Annotated in this window: 24 protein-coding genes; 10 read left to right on the top strand and 14 right to left on the bottom strand. The window is 67.0% G+C overall.

Annotated elements, in window-relative coordinates; all coding sequences use genetic code 11:
* Positions 1-24: 24 nt before the first annotated feature.
* The 3 genes from C7I84_RS02740 (at position 25) to C7I84_RS02730 (ending at position 3435) form a co-directional block, all read left to right on the top strand.
* Complete coding sequence (locus tag C7I84_RS02740) at positions 25-1263, top strand: cytochrome P450 (RefSeq protein ID WP_106770620.1); 1239 nt, start codon at positions 25-27, stop codon at positions 1261-1263.
* Positions 1264-1559: 296 nt separating this feature from the next.
* Complete coding sequence (locus C7I84_RS02735; RefSeq protein ID WP_165815958.1) at positions 1560-2087, top strand: TRAP transporter small permease; 528 nt, start codon at positions 1560-1562, stop codon at positions 2085-2087.
* Positions 2088-2139: 52 nt separating this feature from the next.
* Entirely contained in the window at positions 2140-3435 is a 1296-nt protein-coding gene (locus C7I84_RS02730; protein WP_106770618.1) for a TRAP transporter large permease, read from the top strand.
* Between the two features lie 449 nt (positions 3436-3884).
* On the opposite strand, the gene C7I84_RS02725 is transcribed toward C7I84_RS02730, so the two are convergent.
* From C7I84_RS02725 to C7I84_RS02710, 4 genes are all read right to left on the bottom strand, one after another.
* On the bottom strand, positions 3885-4694 hold the full coding sequence (locus C7I84_RS02725) for a helix-turn-helix transcriptional regulator (RefSeq protein WP_245428290.1): 810 nt from the start codon (positions 4692-4694) through the stop codon (positions 3885-3887).
* Positions 4695-5245: 551 nt separating this feature from the next.
* Positions 5246-5569: a 2Fe-2S iron-sulfur cluster-binding protein gene (locus tag C7I84_RS02720; RefSeq protein ID WP_106770617.1), complete on the bottom strand. Its 324-nt coding sequence runs from the start codon at positions 5567-5569 to the stop codon at positions 5246-5248.
* A 19-nt stretch (positions 5570-5588) separates the two neighbouring features.
* Positions 5589-6806 carry a cytochrome P450 gene (locus C7I84_RS02715; protein ID WP_133170049.1) on the bottom strand — a complete coding sequence of 406 codons (1218 nt, stop codon included), beginning with the start codon at positions 6804-6806 and terminating at the stop codon, positions 5589-5591.
* A 50-nt stretch (positions 6807-6856) separates the two neighbouring features.
* Positions 6857-8071, bottom strand: a complete 1215-nt coding sequence (locus C7I84_RS02710; RefSeq protein WP_106770615.1) for a cytochrome P450 — start codon at positions 8069-8071, stop codon at positions 6857-6859.
* A 269-nt stretch (positions 8072-8340) separates the two neighbouring features.
* Between C7I84_RS02710 and C7I84_RS02705 the strand changes: the two genes are divergently transcribed.
* The 4 genes from C7I84_RS02705 to C7I84_RS02690 all read left to right on the top strand — a co-directional run bounded on the left by C7I84_RS02705 (position 8341) and on the right by C7I84_RS02690 (position 12243).
* Entirely contained in the window at positions 8341-9567 is a 1227-nt protein-coding gene (locus C7I84_RS02705; protein WP_106770614.1) for an NAD(P)/FAD-dependent oxidoreductase, read from the top strand.
* A 32-nt stretch (positions 9568-9599) separates the two neighbouring features.
* Positions 9600-10544 carry a nuclear transport factor 2 family protein gene (locus C7I84_RS02700; protein ID WP_106770613.1) on the top strand — a complete coding sequence of 315 codons (945 nt, stop codon included), beginning with the start codon at positions 9600-9602 and terminating at the stop codon, positions 10542-10544.
* A 209-nt stretch (positions 10545-10753) separates the two neighbouring features.
* Complete coding sequence (locus tag C7I84_RS02695) at positions 10754-11506, top strand: NIPSNAP family protein (RefSeq protein ID WP_106770612.1); 753 nt, start codon at positions 10754-10756, stop codon at positions 11504-11506.
* On the top strand, positions 11503-12243 hold the full coding sequence (locus C7I84_RS02690) for an NIPSNAP family protein (RefSeq protein WP_106770611.1): 741 nt from the start codon (positions 11503-11505) through the stop codon (positions 12241-12243). The genes C7I84_RS02695 and C7I84_RS02690 overlap by 4 nt, the downstream gene beginning before the upstream one ends.
* 4 nt (positions 12244-12247) lie before the next feature.
* On the opposite strand, the gene C7I84_RS02685 is transcribed toward C7I84_RS02690, so the two are convergent.
* Genes C7I84_RS02685 through C7I84_RS02675 form a run of 3 tightly spaced genes read right to left on the bottom strand, consistent with a single transcriptional unit; the run spans position 12248 to position 14637 of the window.
* A complete protein-coding gene (locus C7I84_RS02685; RefSeq protein WP_106770610.1) occupies positions 12248-13285 on the bottom strand; it encodes an alpha/beta fold hydrolase in 1038 nt (345 codons plus the stop codon).
* Between the two features lie 49 nt (positions 13286-13334).
* Positions 13335-13787: a nuclear transport factor 2 family protein gene (locus C7I84_RS02680; protein ID WP_106770609.1), complete on the bottom strand. Its 453-nt coding sequence runs from the start codon at positions 13785-13787 to the stop codon at positions 13335-13337.
* A 25-nt stretch (positions 13788-13812) separates the two neighbouring features.
* Entirely contained in the window at positions 13813-14637 is an 825-nt protein-coding gene (locus C7I84_RS02675; RefSeq protein ID WP_106770608.1) for an SDR family NAD(P)-dependent oxidoreductase, read from the bottom strand.
* 170 nt (positions 14638-14807) lie between these two features.
* Here C7I84_RS02675 and C7I84_RS02670 point away from each other — a divergent pair, with 170 nt between their 5' ends.
* From C7I84_RS02670 to C7I84_RS02660, 3 genes are all read left to right on the top strand, one after another.
* Complete coding sequence (locus C7I84_RS02670) at positions 14808-15272, top strand: DUF3237 domain-containing protein (RefSeq protein ID WP_165815957.1); 465 nt, start codon at positions 14808-14810, stop codon at positions 15270-15272.
* A 130-nt stretch (positions 15273-15402) separates the two neighbouring features.
* Entirely contained in the window at positions 15403-15690 is a 288-nt protein-coding gene (locus tag C7I84_RS02665; protein WP_106770606.1) for a type II toxin-antitoxin system RelE/ParE family toxin, read from the top strand.
* A 12-nt stretch (positions 15691-15702) separates the two neighbouring features.
* Entirely contained in the window at positions 15703-16041 is a 339-nt protein-coding gene (locus tag C7I84_RS02660; RefSeq protein WP_106770605.1) for a HigA family addiction module antitoxin, read from the top strand.
* A 100-nt stretch (positions 16042-16141) separates the two neighbouring features.
* Here C7I84_RS02660 and C7I84_RS02655 read toward each other — a convergent pair whose 3' ends face one another.
* The 7 genes from C7I84_RS02655 to C7I84_RS02625 all read right to left on the bottom strand — a co-directional run bounded on the left by C7I84_RS02655 (position 16142) and on the right by C7I84_RS02625 (position 24325).
* Positions 16142-17284: an iron-containing alcohol dehydrogenase gene (locus tag C7I84_RS02655; RefSeq protein ID WP_106770604.1), complete on the bottom strand. Its 1143-nt coding sequence runs from the start codon at positions 17282-17284 to the stop codon at positions 16142-16144.
* Between the two features lie 46 nt (positions 17285-17330).
* Entirely contained in the window at positions 17331-18599 is a 1269-nt protein-coding gene (locus C7I84_RS02650; RefSeq protein ID WP_106770603.1) for a cytochrome P450, read from the bottom strand.
* A gap of 71 nt (positions 18600-18670) precedes the next feature.
* Entirely contained in the window at positions 18671-19654 is a 984-nt protein-coding gene (locus C7I84_RS02645; protein WP_106770602.1) for an alpha/beta fold hydrolase, read from the bottom strand.
* A gap of 61 nt (positions 19655-19715) precedes the next feature.
* The gene (locus C7I84_RS02640) at positions 19716-20975 is read right to left on the bottom strand and encodes a cytochrome P450 (RefSeq protein WP_106770601.1); all 1260 of its coding nucleotides are present in this window, start codon (positions 20973-20975) and stop codon (positions 19716-19718) included.
* A 74-nt stretch (positions 20976-21049) separates the two neighbouring features.
* Entirely contained in the window at positions 21050-21820 is a 771-nt protein-coding gene (locus C7I84_RS02635) for an SDR family NAD(P)-dependent oxidoreductase (RefSeq protein ID WP_106770600.1), read from the bottom strand.
* An 11-nt stretch (positions 21821-21831) separates the two neighbouring features.
* Positions 21832-22602, bottom strand: a complete 771-nt coding sequence (locus tag C7I84_RS02630; protein ID WP_106770599.1) for an SDR family NAD(P)-dependent oxidoreductase — start codon at positions 22600-22602, stop codon at positions 21832-21834.
* Between the two features lie 586 nt (positions 22603-23188).
* Positions 23189-24325: an ABC transporter substrate-binding protein gene (locus C7I84_RS02625; RefSeq protein ID WP_106770598.1), complete on the bottom strand. Its 1137-nt coding sequence runs from the start codon at positions 24323-24325 to the stop codon at positions 23189-23191.
* Positions 24326-24364: the final 39 nt, after the last annotated feature.

Here is a 24364-nt window from a genome sequence, read left to right as displayed (position 1 = left end):
TCACGACCAGGCAGGAGAGAGCCGATGCAGCCACACAGCGAAGCCCAGGCCACGGTCCCGGCCAGCCCCGTCGCCACGCTGGAGCCTCCCGCATTCGACTGGGACCCGTGGGCGATCGAGAACCTAATCGATCCCTATCCGATGCACGAGGCGCTACGCGACGCCGCGCCGATCGTCTGGCTGCCGCAATACGACATGTACGCCGTCGGCCGGCATGAGGAGTGCAGGACCGTACTGTCCGATTATTCGCGCTTCATGACCGGCGCCGGCACCAGCATGCAGGACATCCGCAAGCCCGGAAAGTTCCGCATCCCGAGCCGGCTGCAGGAGGTCGACCCGCCGAAGCACACGCAGATCCGCTCGGTGGTGACGCGCGCCATGCCGCCGACGGTGATCCGCCGCATGCGCGACTTCTTCGAGGCGAAAGCCGCCGAGATCGCCGCGCGCGTGCTCGCCATGGGCACGTTCGACGCGGTCGACCAGGTCACCGAGCCCTATGTCATATCCGCCTTCCCGGCGGCGGTCGGCGTCCGCCTCGAGCGCAAGGCGGCGCTCACCATCGCCGAGATGCGCTTCAACCAGAGCTGCCCCCACAACGAGCTCTACCACAAGGCGATGAAGGCGGCCGAACCTTATCTCGACTGGTTCGACGAAGCCTGCCAGCGCCCCAATGTCGAGCCCGGGTCGATCGCCGACCTTCTGTTCCAGGCCGAGGAGGCAGGCCAGCTCGAGGAAGGCGTCGCCTCCAACATCACGCGCTCCTTCGTCGGCGGCGGCGTCGATTCCACCATCAGCGCCATCGGACACACGCTCCATCACCTCGCCCGCAATCCCGATCAGTTCGCGCGGGTGAAGGCGGATCCGAGGAAGGTGCGTCCAGCCTTCGAGGAGGGCATCCGCATGGACACGCCCTTCCAGTTCACCTGGCGCACGACGATCCGCGACACCCATCTCGGCGACTACCGGCTGGCCGGCGACACCAAGGTCACCGTGCTGCTCGGCGCCGCCAACCGCGATCCCCGGCGCTGGCAGGACCCGGAGCGCTACGACATCGGCCGCGAGACGGTCGGCAACTATCTCGGCTTCGGCGTCGCCGACCACAATTGCGTGGGCCAGATGATCGCCCGCCTCGAGGCCGACGCGATCCTGACCGCGCTCATCCGCGGCGCCAGGTCGATCGAGCTCGCCGGCGAGCCGGTCTACCGCCCGGTCAACCAGATGCGCATGCTCGGCAAGCTGCCGCTGCGGGTGGTGCCGGAGTGACCATGCGGAAGGCTCATGGCTGTCACCGGTCGAGCTGACATGCCGCACGGCGCTGTCCCCGGTGCGAGTGACAGTGACGGGGCGGCGAGCGGCTAGACTCTGCCACCAGCGACAAGAGACGCCGGGAGGGGAACCGCCGTCCGCGCATGCCGGAACGCATCGCAAGGGAGGATGATCGTGTCCACGATAAAGACCCAGGGCCTCGCGGCCCTGTCCGTACTTTCGTCCGCCGCCGGAAGACCTGCGCCGCAAAGCGGCGGCACGGCAGGCGAACGCGTAGTAGGAGGTCATCGGCCATGCTGAAATGGATGGATCGTCTGACCGGCCTGATCGGCTCGGTCCTGCTCTTCCTGCTGATGATCGTCACCTTCGTCGACGTGTGCGGACGCAATCTGTTCAATCATCCGCTCACCGGTGCGTCCGAGATCACGGAGGTCCTGCTCGCCTGCATCATCTTCCTGATGCTGCCGCAGGTGGCGATGAAGCGGATGCACATCGTCATCGACCTGATCGACATGATTTCCACCCACGCCATGCGCATTGCGCTGGAGATATTCTCCGCCATCGCCAGCTGCGCCATGTTCGGGCTCATCGGCTGGCAGCTCTGGGCGCTGGGCGACAAGGCGGTCGGCTACGGCGACGCGACGCCGTCGCTGCAGCTGCCACTGGCGCCGGTCTTCTACTTCATCGCGGTGCTGTCCTTCATCAACGCCATCGCCTTCCTGGTCGCGATACCGCGGGCCATCGGCACGCCCGAGGCGGCTCCCGGGAGCGACGGCGTCGAGGAGGTCGAGCCCGCCGAGAAGCTGCACTTCACCGTATAGCGTCCGTGCGCCACCGCCCTGCCACCCATTCGCCCGAGAAGGATTGATCCCCATGGTCGCCGCCGGCGCTGGTTTTCTCCTGTCGTTCGTCCTCATCTTTCTGCGCGTGCCGATCGCAGTGGCGCTCGGCATAACCGGCTTCGTCGGATTCGGCCTGCTGATCGGCTGGAAGCAGTCGTCGATCATGCTGGCGCTGACCACCCGCGACGCGGCGATGTCCTATTCGATGTGTGTCATCCCGCTGTTCATCCTGATGGGCAATTTCATCGCCGGCACCGGCGTGTCGCGCGAGCTCTACAAGGCGGCGCAGGCCTTCCTCGGCGGAAGGCGCGGCGGCCTGGCCAGCGCCACCGTCTGGTCGTGCGGCGGCTTCGCCATGGTGTGCGGGTCGAGCGTCGCCACCGTGGTGACCATGGGCAAGGTGGCGCTGCCGTCGATGCGCTCGTTCCAGTACAAAGACAGCCTGAGCGCGGCGACCATCGCCGCGGGTGCCACGCTCGGCATCATCATTCCGCCGAGCGTGCTGCTGGTCATCTACGGCATCATGACGGAGACCCATATCGGCAAGCTCTACGCCGCGGCGCTCGTCCCCGGCGCCCTCGGCATCCTCGGCTACATCGCTGCGGTCAAGTGGACGGTCTGGCGTGACCCGGCATCGGCGCCGAGCGCCGTGAAATCCTCCCGGCAGGAGCGCTACCAGGCGCTGCTTAGCGTCTGGCCGGTAGTCCTGCTGTTCGCGCTGGTGCTCGGCGGCATCTACAGTGGCATCTTCACGGCGACGGAAGCGGCGGGCATCGGCGCGTTCGGCGCCTTCTGCCTGGCGCTGGCGCGCCGCAGGCTGACCAGGCAGGTGCTCTACGACATCCTGCTCGACAGCGCCCAGTCCACCGCCGTGATCTTCGGCCTGATGATCGGCGCGCTGATCTTCACGGAGTTCCTCAACTACACCGGCGCGCACACCGCGCTTCTGTCCTTCGTGCAGGATTCCGGCTTTTCGCCCTTCATGGTGATCGTCGTCATCTGCGTCATCTACATCATCCTCGGCGCGCTCATGGAGGAGCTGTCGATGATGCTGCTGACGGTGCCGCTGTTCTTTCCGATCGTCACCGGCCTCGGCTACGACCCTGTCTGGTTCGGCGTGCTGGTGATCGTGCTGTGCGAGCTCGGCATGATCGCGCCGCCGGTCGGCGTTAACCTGTTCGTGGTCAGGTCGTTCGCCCCCGACATACCGATCACCACGGTGGTGCGCGGCATCGGCCCGTTCGTGGCGGCCGACATCGTCCGCGTCTTCGTCATCGCGTCGTTCCCGATCCTGTCGCTCTATCTCCCGGCGTTGTTCTTCGACTGAGCGGACGGCTGCAGGGAAGGTCGAAAAACGGGCGTTCGCGCCCGTTTTTTGTTTGCCTGCGCCTCGATGCCGACGGTCGCCATGAATTCCGGCTGTTGCTCCTGGTGCCGATGAATTTCGCGGCTTCGCACCCCCACCCCTGACCCCTCCCCACAAGGGGGAGGGGGACTTTGCGGCCGCTTTGCCACACGAAACCGCCACGATTGGTGCTGGGCGGAGACGCCAGCCGGTCCCCCTCCCCCTTGTGGGGAGGGGTTAGGGGTGGGGGTCAATTCATATGCGGTAGCCCCTGCCGTAAGGACGGGGAGAAGGTCGCTCTGACGACCGACTTCGCAATCGCCGTGCGGCCACTGCGCGGCGGCACGATTGCCCAAAAAAAGACCCGCATCGAAGCGGGTCAGGAGGTCGAGGGAGGAAGGAGGATTGACGGTTGATTGCGTGGCCGCTTGTCAGTTCAGAGCAGCGGTGGTTTCAGCCTCGCCGCGCGTGGCGCTCCACAGCGCCAGATACCAGATCAGCAGCTCGCGTTGGCTGCCGATGCCGAGCCTGAGATAGGCGCGCTTGCGATAGGTCATCACGCTCTCCTTGCCGATGCCGAGATCGAGCGCGATGCCGTAGGAGGACAGGCCGTAGAGGATGCGCGCGCAGACCTCGCCCTCGCGCCGCGACAGGTCGGTGGCCGACAGCACGCATTCCTCGATCTCCGGCAGCGAGCTGAGGGCGGGCGTGAGGTTGGGCTTGTTGGCGACCAGGTCGTTGTGCTTGGCGATCGCCGAAACGAGGATGCCGGCGGTACGCCGCAACAGCTCGATTTCCATGTCCTGCGCCGGATCGTGCCGCGCCGGGCGTACGATGCTCAGGCAGTAGGCGGCATCGGCCTTGCGCGTCGCCACGAGGATGCGCTGGCTGCGGCCGGCGGCGAACCCGCAGGCGCGCGCGCTGGCTTCCGGGACGCCTGCGACCTCGATTCGTACCGCGTCGACGGCGACCATGCTGAGCTGGCGCTTGATCTCGTAGGCGGTGAGATCCGGTCTGGTCGAAGCCCCTTCGCCATAGGCCGAGACGAGCAGGGACAACTCGCCGCCACGGAACTGATAGGCCGCGCAGTGGTCCGCTCCCACGACGGCGGCGGCGAAGGACAGGACGCGGTCGGCGAAATCATGGGCACCGATCGACTCCACTACGGCCGAGAGGGCGAAACCATCGTGAAGCAGAGAGCGGTCCATGGGCGCATGCGCGGCATTCAGCGTGGTCGTCATCAATTCCTCCCTGTAACGCAACCAACGGCAGAATAGTTTCATTCTGAAAATATTTCAATACGAAATTAATGTTGCGGCGCACCCTGACTATCCCGTTGAAATTGCTTGATGAACTTGCCTGCCATATATATGATTTTTTTGCTCATGTTTTATATTTTGCTGCGCACCCATTTTTCGGGAACCCGACTATTTCGATCCTCTTGGCAGCCGGAGCCGCGCCCGCGTCTCGGATTCTATTTTTTGAATGATTCTTTCCGACGTCGACTGCGCCACCCCGGCAGGGCTCGGACTCCAGGACGTCAAGGCCGGTGCAAGAATCGCTGACTATCGCGCGGGCTGAGCCACGCTCTGTCTGTGACTTCGATAGACCGGGGGGAGGGCAAGGGCTCCGTCAAATCGCATGCCGATGGAGCAAGGAGGGCGCCTCTTCCGTTGGCACGTCGCCTGGCGCCAAGATGCCGGCGGCAGGCATGGACGTCAGCGATGAAGATCGGCGGCCGCAGGCATACCGGACTTCGATGCGATCGAATGTCCGTCCTCGCTCCTGAGGGTTAAAGCTGCGGGTCGGCGATGCGCACGGTCAGCCCGTCCATGTCCTCGGTCACCACGAGCTGGCAGCTCAGCCGACTGCAGGGGGAGCGCCCCATGGCGGTGAAGTCGAGCATCTGGTCCTCGTTCGCCTGGACCGCGGGCATCTTGTCCAGATAGCCGTCCTCCACCAGCACATGGCAGGTGGCGCAGGTGAGCCCGCCGCCGCAGTCGCCGACGATCCCGTCTATGCCATGCGCCGTGGCGGCGCGCATGAGGCTGGTGCCGACGGGGATATCGAGCTCGATCCGGGACTCGTCGGGGTTGATGAAGGTGACTTTCGGCATCGGCAGACCTCGTTTGCTGTCAGGCGGCGCGGACCAGCCGAAGCGGCAGGCGTTCCAGCGTCCGCAATGTGTTGACGAGCCGGTATTCCGGCGCGCCGGCCGGCTCGATCCGCTCGACGCGCCGTACCAGCGCTCCGAGAATGCATTCGGCCTCGAGCCGCGCGATCATCTGGCCGATGCAGATGTGATGCCCGACGCCGAGCGCCAGGTGGATGCCGGCGGTCTCGCGCTCGACGTCGAAACGCTCGGGATCGGCAAACTTGCGCTGGTCGCGGTTGGCGGCGCCGAGGAAGTTGGCGATCTTGGTGTCGTCTTCGAGGCGCAGTCCGGACAGCACCTGCTCCCCCTTCGTCGTCCGGAACATGACCTGCGAGGGCGAATGGAGGCGGATCGCCTCGTCGAAGGCGCCGCGCAGCTTAGCCGGGTCGGCCTTCACCTTCGCCCATTCGCCGGGATTGCTCGCCAGCAGGTTGAGCGTGTGACCGATGCCGGCGATGGTCGTGTCGACGCCGGCGCGCAGGAACGAGCGCACCTGCACGCCCGCCGTGCCCTTGTCGAAATCGCCGGCGTCCTCGGCCTTGTAGATCTTCTCGCCGAAGCCGCCGGGCAGCATGCTCTCGCGCTGAAAACTCTTCTGGTATTGGTCGAGGATCGGCTCGACCCGCTCGAGCGACTTCTGCAAGAGCTCGTTGTTCGGCCCGATCTGGTTGAAGTTCATCTCGCCGATGGCGACGAAGTTCTCGCGCGGCATGTCGACGCCGAGCACGTCGGGGAAGACCTTCAGCACGAAGGCCTCGACCAGTTCGCGCACCGCCTCGATCTCGCCCCTGGCGACGGCGCGTTCCGCCACCGCCTCGGCTTCCGCGGCAAAATGCTCGCGCCATTGCCGGATCACCAGCGGCGACAGCACCTTGGTCATGGCGCCGCGGATCTTGGTATGCCGGGGCGGATCGACCTCGGTGATCGGGCTCGGCGTGCGCCAGGCGCCCGGCTTGCGGATGTCCGACATGCCGATGCCGCCTTCGGAGGTGAAGCGGGCGTAGTCGCTCATCACCGTCCGCACTTCCTCGTAACGGCCGACGGCATAGATGCCGTATTTCGGGATGAAGACGACCGGCGCGGTCTCCCGCAGCCTCTCGTGGAAAGGATAGGGGTTCTCGATGTTCTCGTCGGAGAACGGATCGACGTCGAGGACCGGAGGTTCGGGCAATCGGCTGGGTGCTGTGCTTGGGGTCATCCTGGCAAAGATCCTGGTTCGAGATGTCCGGCCCGAAGGTTCGTCCCGCGCTAGCCGAGCCTGGCGCGCAGCGGCAGGTGGTCCAGCGTGCGCATCTGGTTGATCGGCCGGTAGCGCGGCAGGCCCGCCGGCTCCAGCCTGTCGATCCGCGTCACCAGCGCCCTCAGGATCGCCTCGGCCTCGAGCCGCGCGATCATCTGGCCGATGCAGATATGCGCGCCGGTGCCGAAGCCGAGATGGATGCCGGTGGTGTCGCGCGTCACGTCGAACCTGTCAGGCTCCTGCCATTTGCGCGGATCGCGGTTGGCGGCACCCAGGAACACGCCGACCTTGGTGTCAGGCCGAAGCTGCACGCCGGAGAGTTCGGCCTGGCCCGTGGTCGTGCGATAGGTCACCTGGAACGGCGATTCCAGCCGGATCGCCTCCTCGAAGGCGGCCCGCACCTTGTTCGGGTCGGCCTTGACGAGCGCCCACTGGTCGGGATTCTGCGCCAGCTTGTTCAGCGTGTGGCCGATGCCGGTGATGGTGGAATCGGTGCCGCCGCCGACGAAGGAGCGCACCATGTTGGAGGCGATGCCTTCCTCGAACTCGCCGCGGTCCTCGGCGTCGAACAGCATCTCGGCGATCGAGCCCGGCGTCACGCCTTCCCGCCGCACGCTGTTCTCGAACCATTCGAGATAGGGTTTCGCCCGCTCCATGGCGCGGTGGTAGAGCTCGTTGGGCGGGCCGCTCTGGTTGAAGCGCATCTCGCCGATGGCAAGGATCTCCTTGCGCGGCAGCTTCACGCCGACCGCCGCCGGGAACACCTTCAGCACGAAGGCTTCCGCCACGTCCTCGACGCCGTCGAACTCGCCCTTGGCGACCAGTTCCTCCACCAACCCTTTCGCCTCGGTCTCGAAATGCTCGCGCCAGCGCCGGATGACGATCGGCGACAGGTATTTCGTCAGCGTCGCGCGGATCGCCGTGTGCCCGGGCGGATCGTTCTCCAGCAGGCGGTTGGGGATGCGGAAGTCGCCGGGCTTGCGAATGTCCTGGATGCCGATGCCGCCGCATGCGGTGAAGCGGGCATGGTCGTTGAGCACGATCGCCGCCTCGGCATGGCGGCCGACGGCATAGACACCGTAGCGCTCGATGAAGGCGGCCGGCCCGGCTTCGCGCAGCCGCTCGTGGAAGGGGTAGGGGTCGCGCAGAACCTCGAGCGAATAGGGATCGATCTCGAGAACCGGCGCATCGATCGTTTTCGTGCTCAGCGCTGCTTCACTCATGCTCGACCATCAGTCTCAAACCACTCGCTCCGGCATCGTCGGTCCCGCCCCGCCAGGCGGGCAGGTCGCCAGCGCAATGCATGGCCGTGGCGGCACGCAAAGGTCCGACGATCGGCATCAGAAGACCACCCGGCACGCACCTTAGCTGTCCCCCTTGCTGGGGAAAGCGCCGCGTCCCTTGCCGGAGGGATACGCGTCCTTTCGCCGCAAACCGATCATCGGCGGCATGAAGGCGCGCGCCGGACCGACGCCAACGGACGAAGGATGAGATGCTGAACGCGATCGTGATCGTCGGCGCCGGCCAGGCCGGCTTCCAGACCGTGGCCTCGCTGCGCCAGGACGGATTTGCCGGCTCGATCATGCTGGTCGGCGACGAGCCCGGCATGCCCTACCAGCGGCCGCCGCTGTCGAAAGCCTATCTGCTCGGCAAGATCGATGCGCCCGGCCTGTTCTTCCGTCCGGAGAAATTCTTCGCCGACCACCGCATTGATCTCGTCAACAGCGCGGCGGTTGCGCTCGACCGCACCAACCGGCGCGTCAGCCTCGCCGACGGCAGCGCGCTTGCCTACGACCACCTGGTGCTCGCCACCGGGGCCCACAACCGATCGCTGCCGGTGCCAGGGGCGGCGCTCGACGGCGTCTTCGGCCTGAAGAATCTGGGCGACGCGGATGCGCTCGCCGCACGTCTGGTAGATGTCGAGAACGTCGTCGTGGTCGGCGCCGGCTTCATCGGGCTGGAGTTCGCGGCGGTGGCGCGCGCCAGCGGCAAGACCGTGCATGTCGTCGAGCTCGCCGACCGGCCGATGGCGCGCGCCGTCTCGAAGGAGACCGCGGCGTTCTTCGCCGACGCTCATCGCGCCTGGGGGGTGATGCTCGACTTCGGCCAGGGCCTGTCGCGCATCGACGGCGAGCGGGGCAGGGTGGTCGCCGTCGAGCTGACCAACGGCCGCCGGCTTCCCGCCGATCTCGTCGTGTTCGGCATCGGCGTGCTGCCCAACGCGCAGCTCGCCTCCGAGGCCGGGCTCGACATCGAGAACGGCATCAGGGTCGATTCCTACCTGCTGACGTCGGATCCGGCGATCTCGGCGATCGGCGACTGCGCCATGTTTCCGAGCCAGCATGCCGGCGGCTCGATCCGACTGGAATCCGTGCAGAACGCCGCCGACCAGGGCCGCGCCGTGGCGGCCCGGCTGGTCGGCAAGGGCGCGCCCTATGCCGCCGTGCCATGGTTCTGGACCGACCAGGGCGATTTGAAGCTGCAGATGGTCGGGCTCTCGGCCGGGCACGACGCCACCGTGCGGCTCGGCGATCCGGCGACGCGCAGCTTCTCGATCCTGCTGTTCCGCCGCGGCCGGCTGATCGCCGTCGAATCGGTCAACCGCCCGGGCGACTTCATGGCGGCGCGCAAGATTCTCGCCAGCCGCGCCACGCCGCGCTGGGAGGAGGCAGCGGCGGAGGGTTTCGAGCTGCGCGCCTGGGAAGCGGCCAACCGCTGATCGGCGCGGCAGAATTTCACGAGGAGGAAAGAATGACACGCGCCGACCAGATCGCACCGAGGGACGCCAATGAGCGCACCGTGCTTGGGTTCTACACCAACCTGATGAAGAAGGACCTCGACGCCTTCGCCGAGCTATGGGCCGAGGACGCGGTGCAGGACATGCCGTTCGCCGCCGGCGTGGCGGTGCTCGAACCCGCCTGGCACGGCAAGGAGAAGCTGCTGTCCTACTACAGGAAGTCGATTCCCAACCGCCGCGACCACGTCTTCGAGATCGACAAGCTGCACCGCACGACCGATCCGGACGTCATCATCGTCGAGGCCGCCGGCCGCAGCACGATCGGCGAGACCGGCCGGCTCTACGACCAGCGCTACGTCTTCGTCTTCCATCTGCGTGACGGCAGGATCGTGCTCAACCGCGAGCACTTCAACCCGATCGTCTGGCAACAGGCCTTCGCCGGCACCGCCGTCACCGCCAATCCGGATCCGTCGGCGGCGCGCTCGGCCACCGGCCCCGGCACGCGCGCCGACGCCTTTCTGCCGCAAACGCCGCAGGAGGCGGTGGCGATCGACTTCTATCGCCTGCTGATGAAACGCGACTTCGACGCCTGGGGCGCGCTGTTCACCGAGGACGCCACGCAGTTCAACCCGTTCATGCCGGCAAAGGAGGGCCTCAAGCAGACCTTCCAGGGCCGCGACTACATCGTCCACCACTACAGGACCGTGCTGGAGAAGCGCCGCGGCCCGGACTTCACCATCTACGGCCTGCACCAGTCCACCGACCCGAACGTGGTCATCGTCGAGGCGGGCGGACGCAGCGAGGTACCGGAGACCGGCCGGGTGTACGACCAGCGCTACGTGATGATCGTCAACCTGCGTGAGGGAAAAATCGCCTCGACCCGCGAATACTTCAACCCGCTGGTCTTCCAGAACGCCTTCGACGGTTTTCTGGTGGGCGAGGGCGTGGTGCCGAATTGACGGCCTGCGGTCAGCGTGACGGTCGATCAGGCAATCGTATATGAGTTTACCCCCACCCCTAACCCCTCCCCACAAGGGGAGGGGACCGGCTGGCATGTCCGCCAGGCGCTAATTGTCGACGATTTCGTGCGGCATGGCGGACACGAGGTCCCCCTCCCCCTTGTGGGGAGGGGTTAGGGGTGGGGGTACAGGGCCGGGAGCGTTGCCCCATGTTCGAATTCCGTTTCTACTCCGTGGCGCCCGGGCGCATGGCGTCCGAGCTGGCGCTGGTGCACGACATGGGTTTTGCCGGCGCGCCGGAGGAGCCGGGCGGACCGCCGGCGCATGCCGGGTCGCTCTGGGACCGCTACGGCGTCCATCGCCCGCTCGGCTCGTGGGCGGTGCTCAGTGGCCGCCAGGCGCCGGGCTTCCTCTACATCATCCGCTGGAACAGCATGAAGGAGCGTGACGAGCGCTTTCCGCGCTTCTGGACTGACCCGTTCTGGCGCGCCCGCCGCGCCGAGCTCACCGACGGCCAGCCGCTGGTCGACAGCATCGAGACCTGGCTGCTGGAGCCGTCGGCCGCCTGGTGCAAGGCCGGTACCGACCCTGTTCCCGGACCGGTCGGCGGCGTGCATGAGCTGCGCATCGAGAACGTGCTCAACGGCTCGCAGGCGGAAGCCGCGGACAGGCTGGGCGGCGTCGACCTGCCGGCGCTGCGCGAGCTCGGCGCCAGGCTTCTCGGCGTCTTCGAGGTGACGATCGGGCCGGAGCGGCCGCGTTTCGTCACCCTGCTCGCCTGGCCCGACCTCGACACGCAGCAGCGGGCCTGGTTCGCGATGGACCGGCATCCCGTCGTGCGGGCGCAGCGCGAGCGGGAGCGCCGGCGCCACGGGCGCGACCTGCTCGGCCCGGCCGACGCCTATCTGCTGGAGCCGATCTCCTGGAACCTGCCGCATGCCGATCTCGGAGTGGCGCCATGAGCCGGCTCGCCCCGCCGCTGACGATCGACAGCTATTACGAGCTGCGCCTCTACCAGATGATCCCCGGCCGCATGCCGGATTTCCACAAGCTGATGAGCGAGGACGTGCCGCCGCTGTTTTCCCGCAACGGCATCCCGGCTCCTCTCGCCTTCTGGGAAGGTTATGCGGGACCGCTTGCGCCGCTCTACGCCTACATCCTGCACTGGCGCGATCTCGACGACAGGATGAGCGCCTGGAAGCGTTTTTATGCCGATCCGGATTGGATCGCGAAGATGGGCGCCAACTACGGCGGGCAGCAGCGTGTCGAGCGCTCGCATGTCTTCATCCTGCGCCCGTCGCCGGTGTGGGAGCGGTTCCGCGAGGCCGACAGCCGCGAGCCGGTCGGCGGTGTGCATGAATTGCGCTTCCACGACGTGCTCAACCAGGATCCCAATCTCGCGCACCAGTCGCTGGCCGAGCACGATCTGCCCTTCCTGCGGGCGCGGGGCGCCCGCGTGCTCGGCGTCTTCGCGACATGGTTCGGCACGCACATGAACCAGGCCGTGACCGTGCTTGCCTGGCCCGACGCGGAAAGCTGCCGTCAGGCCAATTTCGCCCACCAGATCGATCCCGGCCTGCTTGAAGTCCGCGACGGGGAGCGGCGGCGCTACGGCCGGCCGCTGTTGCGCGGCACCGACATCCACATCCTGCAGCCGATCGGATACGGGATGGCGCGCGCCAATCTGGCGCCGGCCTGACCGCTCAGGACACGTTCGCCGGCGGCCATGAGGCGGGCACGCGCGTCGCCAGCCAGCGCACGAGATGCGCCGACAGCTCGACAGGCTTCTCCTGCGCCATCCAGTGCCCGGAATCGACGACGCCGATCGTCAGGTCCGCACAGAGGTCCCGCATCGGCTCAGCCAGGCGCGACAGGACTGACTCGCAGGTGATGTCGTACCGCCCGGCGACGAACAGCACCGGCATGTCCAGCCGCCTTTCGTTTTGAGCGCGCAAGGCATAGGCCCGGTTGGCCGCATCGTTCATGTAATAGGAATCCGGGCCGAAGAAGCCGTTCCTGGCGAGGCTTTCGGCATAGGCGCGAAGATCCTGCTCCGACAGCACGGCCTCGTCGCGCGGCAGGTCGGGCGCCATGTCGCCGCCGCCGAACCAGCCGTTGTTGGCGAACACCGCCACATGCGGGCTCGGCCGACCCAACTGCTCCGGCTTGCCGCGCCTGAACAGCGCCTTGATCGTCCGGTATGGCGAAGCCTCGAAGACGCTCCGCGCCCGGTCGAAGCGCTCATGATAAAAGCGCATGTAGGCCCACTGCCCATCGGGATGAGCCGCTGCCGAGTAGATGTCGCGATCGACCAGCGAGATCAGGTGCTCGAGGCCAAGTTCGATCGTGCGGTAGGGGACGCAGAGATTGGCGACGCCGTGACACCGCTCGGGATGGTGGCCGGCGATGCTCCAGACGGTGGCGGTTCCCCAGTCATGGCCGACCCACACCGCCTTCCCGACGCCCAGCCCGTCGGCTAGCGCGATCATGTCGGCGACGACGAGTTCCTGCCGGTAGGCGTCATGGGTCGCGTAGATGCTCGAGCGCCCATAGCCGCGCATGTCCGGCGCGATCACGCGATAACCCAGCCCGGCTAGCGTCGGCATGACATGGCGCCAGCTCAGCGACAGCTCGGGCCAGCCATGGATCAGGAAGATGACCGGCCCGGAAGCCGGTCCGCATTCGAGGTAGAAGGTGCGATGCTCCGGCGTCGCGAAGGAGTTCTGCAGGATCTCGGTCATTGCCACCCCTGTTTAGAGCATGCGGCGCAGTTTCTGCGATCTTCTGGCTCTATTCCGGCAGAACCCGCACGCTGACGCTTCGGAAGCGCCAGCCGTGCGGCGTGCGGGCGAAGCGGAAGGTATAGGCGCCGCACATCGCGATCTTGCCCGGCCCGTCGCGCCAGTCGGTGATCAGGGCACGGCAGCGGCCGCGTACATCGTCGGGCCCGTCGCCCGGCTCGATCAGCACATCCGTCATCTGGTGGCGGAACTTGCGGTCGAAGCGCTTGACGATCGAACTGTCGATCATCCGCTTGAGCTCGTCATGGCCGGTCACGGTCTCGGCCGGCAGGCCCGAGCCGCCTTGCGCGGCCGGCGGCGCGTTTTCGCGCGTCCAGGTGCCGTCGGCGAGAAAGAGCGCGGCGAAGCCGTCGAGATCGCCGGCGTCTGCAAGATGGACATAGCGCGCCAGCAGATTACGCATCGCAAGCTCGTCGGCGACCGGAACGGCATCGTCCTGCATCTACATGTTCTCCTGCGTGTTCAGCCTATTCCGTGTAGACGCCGGCTTCGAGCAGCTTCTTCGACGAATAGTCGCCACCCTGCTTCCTGGTGAAGAACCCCGAGGTCAGGCCGCCGTCGATCGGCAGCACGGCACCGGTGACGAAGGAGGCCGCGTCGGATAGAAGCATCAGCGCCACGCTCGCCATTTCCTCCGCCATGCCCATGCGGCCGAGCGGCGTGCGATCGACCACGGCGTCGATGAAGGCCGGCGGCATGTTGGCGCGCAGCAGCGGTGTGTCGACGAAGCCGGGTGCGATGCAGTTGACGCGCACGCCGTGCCGCCCCCATTCGATGGCAAGATTCTTCGCCAGGCCGCTGACGCCGTGCTTGGAGGAGACATAGTGCAGCCGGCCGGCATGGCCGCCCAGCCCGTCGACCGAGCCGATGACGACGATCGAGCCCTTGCCGCGCTCGACCATGCGGCCGCCGAACGCGCGGCAGGTGAGGAACAGCCCCTTCAGGTTGATGTCGAGCACGTCCTCGAAGTCCGCTTCCGGCAGGATTTCGGCGGGCGCCGTGAGGGAGATCCCGGCGCAGGCGAACAGGCCGTCGACCGGTCCGATTTCCCGTTCGAAATGATCCGCCGCCCGCATCGTCGCGTCGGCGTCGCGCACGTCCATGGCGAAGCCGGACGCCTTGACGCCGTGGCTGCGGATTTCGTCGAGCACGGGTCCGATGTCCGCCTCGCGCAGGTCGATGATCGCGACACGCGCGCCATCCCTGGCGAGCGCCATCGCCGCGGCACGGCCGATGCCCGAGGCGCCGCCGGTGATGCAGACGACGCGATCCTTCAGCCCGTAATTCTTCATCGAGGCCTCCCGTCTCGAATACGCGCCGCCCCGGCAGGCTCCCCGAGCCCCTTCGGGGCAGCCCCGGGCTTCAACCTAGCCGCGGCCGCCCGGCCATCTGTCCCCGACATCAGGGACCGTCTTCCCTCGCGATGCAGGCGATCGTGAGCACACAGACACGGGGAGAAGGCATGGTCGAGATCAGTCTGAAGCCGCTGTTCACGATGCAGGCCGACACCGCCAACGGCGCGACCCATATCGGGCCGGTGCCGGTCGGCTATCTGCGGCGGGTGGTCTTCGTCACCGGCGGCCGCTTCGCCGGCGAGCGGCTGAGCGGCAGGATATTGCCTGGCGGCGGCGACTTCCTGATGATGCGCCCGGACGGCGGCATGCATCTCGACGTGCGACTGGTGCTGGAGACCGATGCCGGCGAGCTGATCTACATGACCTATGTCGGACGCCGCCACGGTCCGCCCGAGGTGATGGAGCGCTACAAAAACTCCGAGGCCGTCGCCTATGGCGAGGACTATTTCCGCACCATCGTCCAGTTCGAGACGGCGGCATCGCGCCTGGCGTGGCTGAACGGCATACTGGCCATCGGCGCCGGCTACCGCACCGCGGAGGGCGCCGTCTACGAGATTTTCGAGATCGAATAGCGGCGCTTGCTAAACTTGGTCTGCCGTTGAACGGCCCGCCGTCCTCATAAGGGATGCTGTATCACGTGGCGATACAATTCTGTTGACGCCCTCACTCGTATCATGGCATGATACGAGTGAGGGGCTGTTGATGATCCGTTCGTACAAGGACAGGATTACGGAAGAAGTGGCACGGACCGCCAAGGCTCCAAAAGGCTTTCCGTCCGACATCGTCAAGCGGGCGGTAAACAAGCTCACCATCCTGAATGCCGCCAACGACATCGACGACCTCAAGTCGCCGCCCGGCAACCATCTGGAGGAACTGCACGGCGACCGCAAGGGACAGCATTCGATCCGCATCAACGATCAATGGCGCATCTGTTTGGTCTGGAACAACGGTGGCGCCGACGATGTCGAGATCGTCGACTATCACCGGTAGCTGGAGGCCGAAATGACCGACATCGTGTTTCCGATCCATCCTGGCGAGATACTGCGAGAGGAGTATCTGGAGCCGCTCGGCATGAGCGCCGGCGCATTGGCCAAAAAGCTCAATGTCCCGCGCACGCGCATCGAGCGGCTTGTCGCCACGCAGACGCCCGTGACCACCGACACCGCTCTTCGCCTGGCCAAATTCTTCAGGACGACACCGCAGTTCTGGATGAACATGCAGGCCAGCTATGATCTGAAGATCGAGGCCGAGGCCAAGAAGGACGAGATTGCCGCCATCCGGGAACTGGCGGCCAGAAGCCCGCCAGTGCACCGCGAGGGTGCCGTCTTCGACATCGAATAGCGGCAATTTCCGCAAAGACGGCAGCGATTTTCCGCCGGGCGCTGCGAAAAAAACGGGAAACCAAAGCGGTTTTCGTGCCAAAAAAATAGAAATTGCCCGCCTACCAGGCGGCTTGAAGAATCCCCATCATCTCCGCCTTGCCGGCAACCGGTCGCGCATTGGCCTTCACGCGCGGACTGGCGAGCGCCGCATCGGCGACCGCGTCGAGCTGTTCTTCGCGCACGCCGGCATCGCGCAGCCGCGACGGCAGGCCGAACTCGGCGACCAGCGCCGCGATGACCTCGGCGAGCGGCATGCCGGGCCGGCCCATCGCTTCGGCGAGCACCGCCTGCCGGTCGGCGTTGACCGCCGCGTTGTAGCGCAGGACGTGCGGCAGCATGATGCAGGAGGTGATGCCGTGGCTCATTCCGGTGACTGCGCTTAGGCCGTGGCCGATGCCATGGCTGGCGCCGTGGCTGATGCCGATCGTCGCCCCCTGGATCGACATCCAGGCGCCGATCTGGCAATCGAGCCGCGCCGCCAGATCGCCGGGCTCGGCCTTCGTGCGCGACAGCGCGCGCGCCAGCATCCGCGCCGCATGGAGCGCGGTTGCGTCGGCATAGGGCGCGCGCACCGGCGAGCACCAGGTCTCGACCGCATGGTCGAGCGCCCGCAGCCCGGTGCTGAACCACAGCGCGTCGGGCGTGGCGGTGGTCGCCTCCGGGTCTAGGATCACCGCGTCGGCGGCGAGGTCGGGATGATGGAAGGCGTCCTTGACCCCGGTGCGCTCGTCGGTGATGCCGGCATACTGGGTGTATTCGGCCGCCGACAGCGTCGTCGGGATGGAGATCAGATAGGGTCGCGGCGAGGCCGCGGTCGTCGACCGCTTCAGCCGGTCGAGATCGGCGGCGTCGCCGACATTGTTGGTGAGGCAGATGCGGGCGGCCTTCACCGTCTCCACCACCGAGCCGCCGCCGAGCGCCACCACGGCCTCGATGCCGCGGCTGCGCAGCGCATCGGCGACGCGCACGACGTCGGCGCGCGGCGAGTTGGCGGCCAGGCCGTCGACGCGCCTGACGCAGGCGTCGCCGAGCTCGGCCGCCACCTTGTCCGCCAGCCCGCCGGGGCGGGCGAGCGACGTATTGGTGACCAGCACGGCCTGCGTGGCCCAGAAATCCTTGAGGATCTGCGTCAGCGCCGTTCCCGCCGGCTGGCCGTAAACGACGATCTGGCGGGATGGCGGCTGGAAGCGTCCGATCTGCATTCGGGTCCTGTTCCTTTATTCAGGCCGGCGCGGCCGGCAGGGCGGATCAGCCGTCGAGGTCGACCCACAGCGATTGCGGTGCCCGGAAGGCGAAGGCCGGGGCGTAGCGGACAGGCATGTCCTCGACCCGGCGCATGCCGGGGAAACGCCGGGCCAACTCCTCGAGCATCACCCTGATCTCCAGGCGGGCCAGCGGCGCGCCCAGGCACACATGGATGCCGTTGCCGAAGGTCAGGTGCCGGCGGCTGTTCGGCCGCGTCAGGTCGAGGCGGTCGGCGTCGGCGAACTGCGCGTCGTCGCGGTTGGCGGAGGTGAACGAGATCATGACGTTCGAGCCCGCCGGAATGGTGGTCCCGCCGATCGTCACGTCGCATCGGGTGCGGCGGCGCCAGTTCACCACGGCGCCGAACAGCCGCAGCCCTTCCTCGACGGCGTTCGGGATCAGGCCCGGATCGGCTGAGATCGCCTCCCATTGGCGGCGGTCCGCGAGCAGCGCGTCGATGGTGTTGGTCGCCTGGCTGGTCGTCGTCTCATGGCCGGCGAACAGCAGCCCGAAGGCGGCCGAGTTGATCTCGTTGATGGTCAGCACCGCGTCGTCGCCGCCGCGCAGCCGCAGCAGCTCGCTGGCGAAGTCGTCGCGCGGCTCGCGGATGCGCCGTGCCACCAGGTCGACGCAGTAGTGCCAGAACTTCAGCAGGTTGCGCGCCGCATCGATCTGCTGCTCGCGGCTCGGGCGCGAGAAGCTGAGCAGCAGGCGGTTGGTCGACCACGCCTTGACCTGCTGCGCGTCCTCCTCGGGAATGCCGAGCAGCCTGAAGATCACCTTGGCCGGAAGCTCGTGGGTGAATTCCTGCAGGAGGTCGACGCGTCCGCGTCCCCGCAGGCGCTCCACATCCGCGACCACCAGCCGGCGGATGTCGTCCTCCATGCCGGCGAAGCGTTTCATGTTCAGCACCTGCGCGGCGAGATTGCGGATGCGCGTATGGCGCGGCGGGTCGCAATTGACCTGGATGCCTTCCAGCGCATAGCCGCCGTCGCTCAGGATCTTCAGCGCCTCCGGCGGCACGGGCGAGATCGGCGTGTTGGCGTTCGCCGCCGAGAAGCGCTCCGGGTCGCGCAGGATGGCAAGCACGTCGGCATAGCGCGTCACCACCCAGTGATCGAGGTCGGGGCTGTAGAAGACCGGCTCCTCGGCGCGCGCCAGCGCCAGCGTCGCGTGCATCTCGGCATGGTCGAACGGCTTGTAGCGGCGGCCGACGCTGCCCATCGGGCAGCTCGCGGCGGGGATGTCCCAGATTTTGGCGAGATCGCTCATGACCGTGCCTCTCCGCCTGCCGTGCTACGCCCGCGGCCGTCGCGCGTCTGTCACCCTGGGAGGGACCCGGCTCAGTGCGGCCGGTCGAGCGTCGCCAGGAAGCCGAGGATCAGCCGGGACGTCTCCTCCGGCGCTTCCTGCTGCACCCAGTGGCCGACGCCGTCGAGGAAATGCACGCCGCGTACATCGGCGAGCCGCGGCACCGGATCGGCATAGCGGTCGAAGCCGGGGACCATGTAGCGTGTCGGCTCCAGCGTGCCGCCGATGAACAGCGACGGCTGCTCGATGCGGGAATCCGCAAAGGGCCGCATCAGGCTCCAGTCGAGGTCGACGCAGCGGTAGCGGTTGAGCGGGCCGCGCAGGCCGCTGCGCCGAAAACTCTCGGCATAGAAGCGAACGTCCTCGCCGCTGAGCCAGGCCGGCAGCTCGCCCGGGTCAGGCAGCCCGTCGAGCAGCCGGGTGGTTCCGGCCGGGCGGATCAGCACGTTCTCGTCGAGCGATCCCTGCCCGGACAGGCTGCGGAAGAAGATGCGGATGAACCGCTCGAGGTCGGGCTCAAACTCGGCCTCGGCGACGCCTTCGGCCTGGAAATAGGCCTGGTAGAAGACGCGCTCGCCATAGAGGCGCGGCCAGGTCTCGGACGGCTTCCGCGGCGGATGGGCGGCCGCCGGAACCGAGACGGTGACCATGCCGCGCACTTTTGCGGGATGCAGCAGCGCCGCTGCCTGCACCTGCACCGCGCCCCAGTCATGGCCGACCAGCACGGCTCCCTCGGGCGCGAGTGCATCGATGACGGCCGCGATGTCGCCGGCGAGTTCGACGATGGAATAAGCCTCCACCGGCCGCGGCTTGTCGGAAGCCCCGTAGCCACGCACCTCCAGCGCTGCGGCGCGGAAGCCAGCCGCCACGACGGCGCCGATCTGGTGCCGCCACGAATACCAGGATTCCGGAAAGCCGTGCACGAACAGCACCAGCGGCCCGGCCCCGGCAAGCGCGACGTTCAGCCGGATGCCGTCCTTGCCGGGAATGGTGCGGAATTCGACCGGTGCGTTCATGCCACCTCCTCGCGATCGCCATCGTTGCCTGTTGCGGCGATCACCGCCGCCGCAAACGCGGTCAGCGCATCACGACCGGCAGCGACCGCGGCGCGCGGAAGACGTAGGTGTAGGCGTGGTCGATCTTCGCATCCTCGGCCAGCCGTACATCCGGAAAGCGCCTGGTGAATTCCTCCAGCACGATCTTCATCTCCAGCCGGGCGAGCGGTGCGCCGAGGCAGACATGCTTGCCGTTGCCCATGGTGAGGTGCTTGCGGGCGTTCTTGCGGCGCACGTCGAAGCGCTCGGGCTCCTCGAAATGCTTCTCGTCGCGATTGGCCGAGCCGAAGGACAGCATGATGTTGCCGCCGGCCGGTATGGTGACGCCGCCGATCTCGATCTCCGTCTTGGCGCGGCGGCGCCAGCCGATCACCGCGCCGCAATAGCGGAACGCCTCTTCGACCGCGAACGGGATCAGCGAGGGCTCGGCGCAGATCGCCTCCCAGTTCTCCCGATAGGTCAGCAGCGCGCGGAAGGCGTTGGTAAGCTGGCTGGTGGTCGTCTCGTGGCCGGCGAAGACCAGGCCGTAGACGACCGTCGTCAGCTCGTTGAGCGTCAGCACCGAGTCGTCGCCGTCCCGCACCTTGAGCAGGCCGCTGACGGCGTCGTCGCCGGGCTCTTCCATGCGCTTGCGCACCAGGTCGACGCAATATTGCCAGTAGGCGACCATGTCCCTGGCGCCGGCGATCTGCTGGTCGTAGGTCGACGGGCTGAAGTTTAGGATGGTGCGGGTGCCCGACCACGCCTTGACCTTCTCCATGTCCTCCTGCGGTATGCCCAAGAGCAGGAACAGCACCTGCGCCGGCAGTTCGTAGGTGAGGTCGGCCAGCAGGTCGGCGGTTTGCCGTCTCTCCAGCCTGTCGAGCGCCTTCGTAACGAGATCGCGGATGCCAGGCTCCATCAGGGAGAAGGTCTTGACGTTCAGCAGCTGCGCCGAGGCGTTGCGCACCCGGGTGTGGCGCTCGCCGTCGCAGTTCGACTGCACCTTCTCGGCGGCGAAGTTGCCGGCCTTCATGATGTCGATGGCGTCCTGGTGGACGGGCGAGGCCGAGTCGCTGGTGTTTTCCGAGGAGATGCGGTCGTGGTCGTGCAGGATCGCCATGGCGTCGTCGTAGCGGGTGACGATCCAGTAGCCGGTCTCGGGCGAATAGAAGACCGGCTCGTCCCGGCGCGCCTTGGCGAGGCCGGCATACATGGTCTCGTGATAGTAGGGGCTCGGACGGCTTCCCGTGCCGTGCACGGGGCAGCCACTGCGCGAGGTGATGCCGGCGACGTCGTTCATTGCCTACCTCCCAGATCAGGTCGCCCATTCTCCGGAACTCGGCTTTGCCGGGATGTCACCCCCGGCGGGTACCCTCAGTTCGGCGAGAATCCGGAATAGAGCGCCATCTGGCCGCCGTCGTTGTTCATGATCAGGCCGGTGACGTAGGAGGCCTGTTCGGAGGCGAGGAACAGCATGGCGTCGGCCTGCTCCTCCGGCTTGCCGATGCGGCCCATCGGGATGCGGCGGCGGCGCTCGACGAACCGGTTCGCGTCGATCGCCTCCATCTCTCTGATCATGTTGGTCTCGGTCAGCCCGGGGCAGAGGCAGTTGACGCGGATATTGTACTGCGCCCACTCGACCGCCAGCGCCTTGGTCAGCCCGGTGACCCCATGCTTGGAGGCGATGTAGCCGACGTCTCCCGGAAAGGCGGCGAAGCCGGCGTTGGAGGAGACGTTGACGATCGCCCCGCCGCGGTTCGAGATCATGCTCTGCGTCGCGGCGGCGCGCGACCAGTAGAACGGCGCGTCGAGATTGATCGCCATGGTCCGCCGCCAGGCGGTGTAATCGCTCGCCGGCTGGATGGTCGACACGCCGGCATTGTTGACGAGGATGTCGACGCGCCCGAACCGCTCGACCACCTCGCGGATGCTGGCCTGCGCCACGGTTTCGTCGGCGACGTCGCCGGCGATCGCCATGGCAGTCCCGCCCGCGTCCCGGATCGAGCCGACGGCTGCGTCGAGGCTTTCCGGTTTCAGGTCGTTGAGGGCGACGGTCGCCCCCTCGGCGGCGAACTTGCGTGCGGCGGCCAGGCCCATGCCCGAGGCCGCACCCGTGACGACGACGATCTTGTCCTTGAACCGCATGATGCCCTCCCTCAGCCCGGCGACCAGCCGGAGGACAGCGCGATCTGCCCGCCGTCGACGTTGAGCGTCGCGCCGGTGATGTAGGAGGCGTCGTCGGAGGCGAGGAAAGCCATGGCCTTGGCCATCTCCTCAGGCTGCGCCGCCCGCTGCATCGGGATGCGCCGCCGCCGCTCGGCGAAGCGGTTCGGGTCGATCGCCTCCATGTCCTTGATGATCTGCGTGTCGGTGAAGCCGGGGCACACGCAGTTCACGCGGATGTTGTACTTCGCCCATTCCACGGCGAGCGAGCGGGTGAGCCCGAGCACCCCGGCCTTGGCGGCGATGTAGCCGACGTCGCCGGGATAGGCGACCAGCCCGGCCAGCGAAGAGATGTTGACGATGGCGCCGGCCTTGTTGGCGATCATGCTCTGCGCGGCCGCCGCCTGCGACCAGTAGAAGGGGGCGTTGAGATCGACGCCGATGATCCTGTCCCACTCGGTATAGGCCTCGGCCGGCTGGATGGTGGCGATCCCGGCATTGTTGACGAGCACGTCGATGCGGCCGTGCCGCTCGATGGTCTCCGCCACGCAGGCCTGCGCCACCTCCTTGCTGGCGACGTCGCCGGGGATCGCCAGGGCCCTGCCTCCCGCCGCCTTGATCGCCGCGACGGTCCGCTCCGCGGTCTCGGCCTTGACGTCGTTGACGGCGACGATGGCGCCTTCGGCGGCGAACAGTTTCGACGCGGCCAGCCCCATGCCGGAGCCGCCTCCGGTGATCACGACCACTTTGTCCTTGAAGCGCATGCCGCCGAAATCCTCCCGTGGAAACCGGCACGAGACTTACCGGCGGGACGGTCTGCGTCTGTAACCCGCTGAGGGACAAGGGCTGCTGCGGTGCGCTTGGTGGAGGTGAACGCTGGGGCCATCGCATCGGCCCTCGACACCGCCCCGGTTTACCTCGCGAACCAGGTGTCGATCGATCGGGGTTATCGGATTCACGCGTCACGGATTTTGGCCGCGGCTCGGCAACCGTCCGGGAGCAGCCGATTCTCCGCCGACTTTGACGTCACCACCGTTCCGGCATGGATCCTATGGTCTCCGCGACGGCCTTCGGCCTGCTCCGCCATAGGATGACGAAGGCAATGGGTTCACAGCCAATCGCCAACGTTGGAGATTGGCGGAAACGCCTTTCACTTCGTCATCCTATGGCGAAGCAGGCCGGAGGCCGTCGCGGAGACCATAGGATCCATGCCGGAACGGTAGCGATGTCAAAGTCGGTGAAGAAGTCCCGCCACCGGGCGCGGGCTCAAATCCGGTAGCTGCCATTCACGGCGACAAGGTCCGGCACTGGATGATGGGCGAGGCCGGCGGAGCCTCGCCCACTCCCCGCTCAGGGCGCCAGCTCGAACTTGCCGTCCTTGACCGTGATGACGGCCGCGCCGTAGTTCGGGTTGCGCTTGTCGTCCATCGTCCAGACATGGGTGCCGAGCACCGTCGGCTGGTCGCGCAGCTTGCCGAGCGCGTCCTTCACTTTGTCGCGGTCCGGGCTCGGTCCCGCATCCTTGATCGCCTGCACTGCCAGCGACGCCAGCGCATAGCCCATCGCCGCCCAGTTGTCGGGGCTGGCGCCATAGGCTTCCGTATAGGCCTTGACGAAGTCCTGGTTGATCGGCGTGGGATCGCCGACGAAATAATCGGCGACGACATAGGCGCCTTCCGACGCGGTGCCGGCGGTGGTGATGAAGGATTCCGAGCCGAAGGTCGACGGCCCGAGGAACAGCACCTCCGGCGGCACGCCGCCCTGGCGCGCCTGCAGCAGCACGTTGGAGCCGACCTCCGCCGGCGCGGCGACGAAGAAGGCGTTGATGTCCTGGCTGGCGAGTTTCGTCGCCAGCGCCAGGAAGTCGGTGTCGGACGACAAAATGCCTTCCTCCGATACGATCTCGACGCCCTGCTCGATCAGCAGCTTCTTGAAGGCGTCCTTCTGGCCGACGAAGCCGTCATTGGCGCGGTCGAACACCAGGCTGACCTTCTTCACGCCGAGCTTGCCGGCCGCGTATTTGCTGAGATGCCCCATGATGTCCATGCCGACCTGCTGGACCTTGTAGGAGTAGGGGCCCGCGTCGAGGATCGCCGTGGACGAGCCGATGGCGAACAGCGGCACCTTCTGGTCGTTGGCGACAGGCGCGCCGCCGGTCGCCTCGAGGCTGGTGGTCGGCCCGAGGATCATCAGCACGTTGTCGCTCTGCGCGAACTTGCTGACCAGCGTGATGGTCTGCGCCTTGTCGCCGGCCGAGTCGGCCTCGATCACCTCGAGCTTGAGATCGCCCAGCGCGCCGGAGCTGTTGGCCTGCTCGAGGGCGAGCTTCATGCCGTTCTGGATCGGCACGCCGCCGAAGGCGTAGGGCCCGGTCAGGGCGTTCATCACGCCGATCCTGGCGGTCTCGGCCAGGCTTGGCGCTGCCATCGACGCGGTTGCCAGCAGGAGCGCGCTGCCGGCCATCAGGAGCCTGCGGGTAAGTTTCATCGTGTTCCTCCCTGTGCGTGAGACGCGCGGGCGGGTGTC

The organism is Kumtagia ephedrae (assembly GCF_003012745.1).
Lineage (GTDB): Bacteria > Pseudomonadota > Alphaproteobacteria > Rhizobiales > Rhizobiaceae > Kumtagia > Kumtagia ephedrae.
Note: the sequence above shows the minus strand (reverse complement) of the source record. Positions and strands in the feature narration are given on the sequence as shown.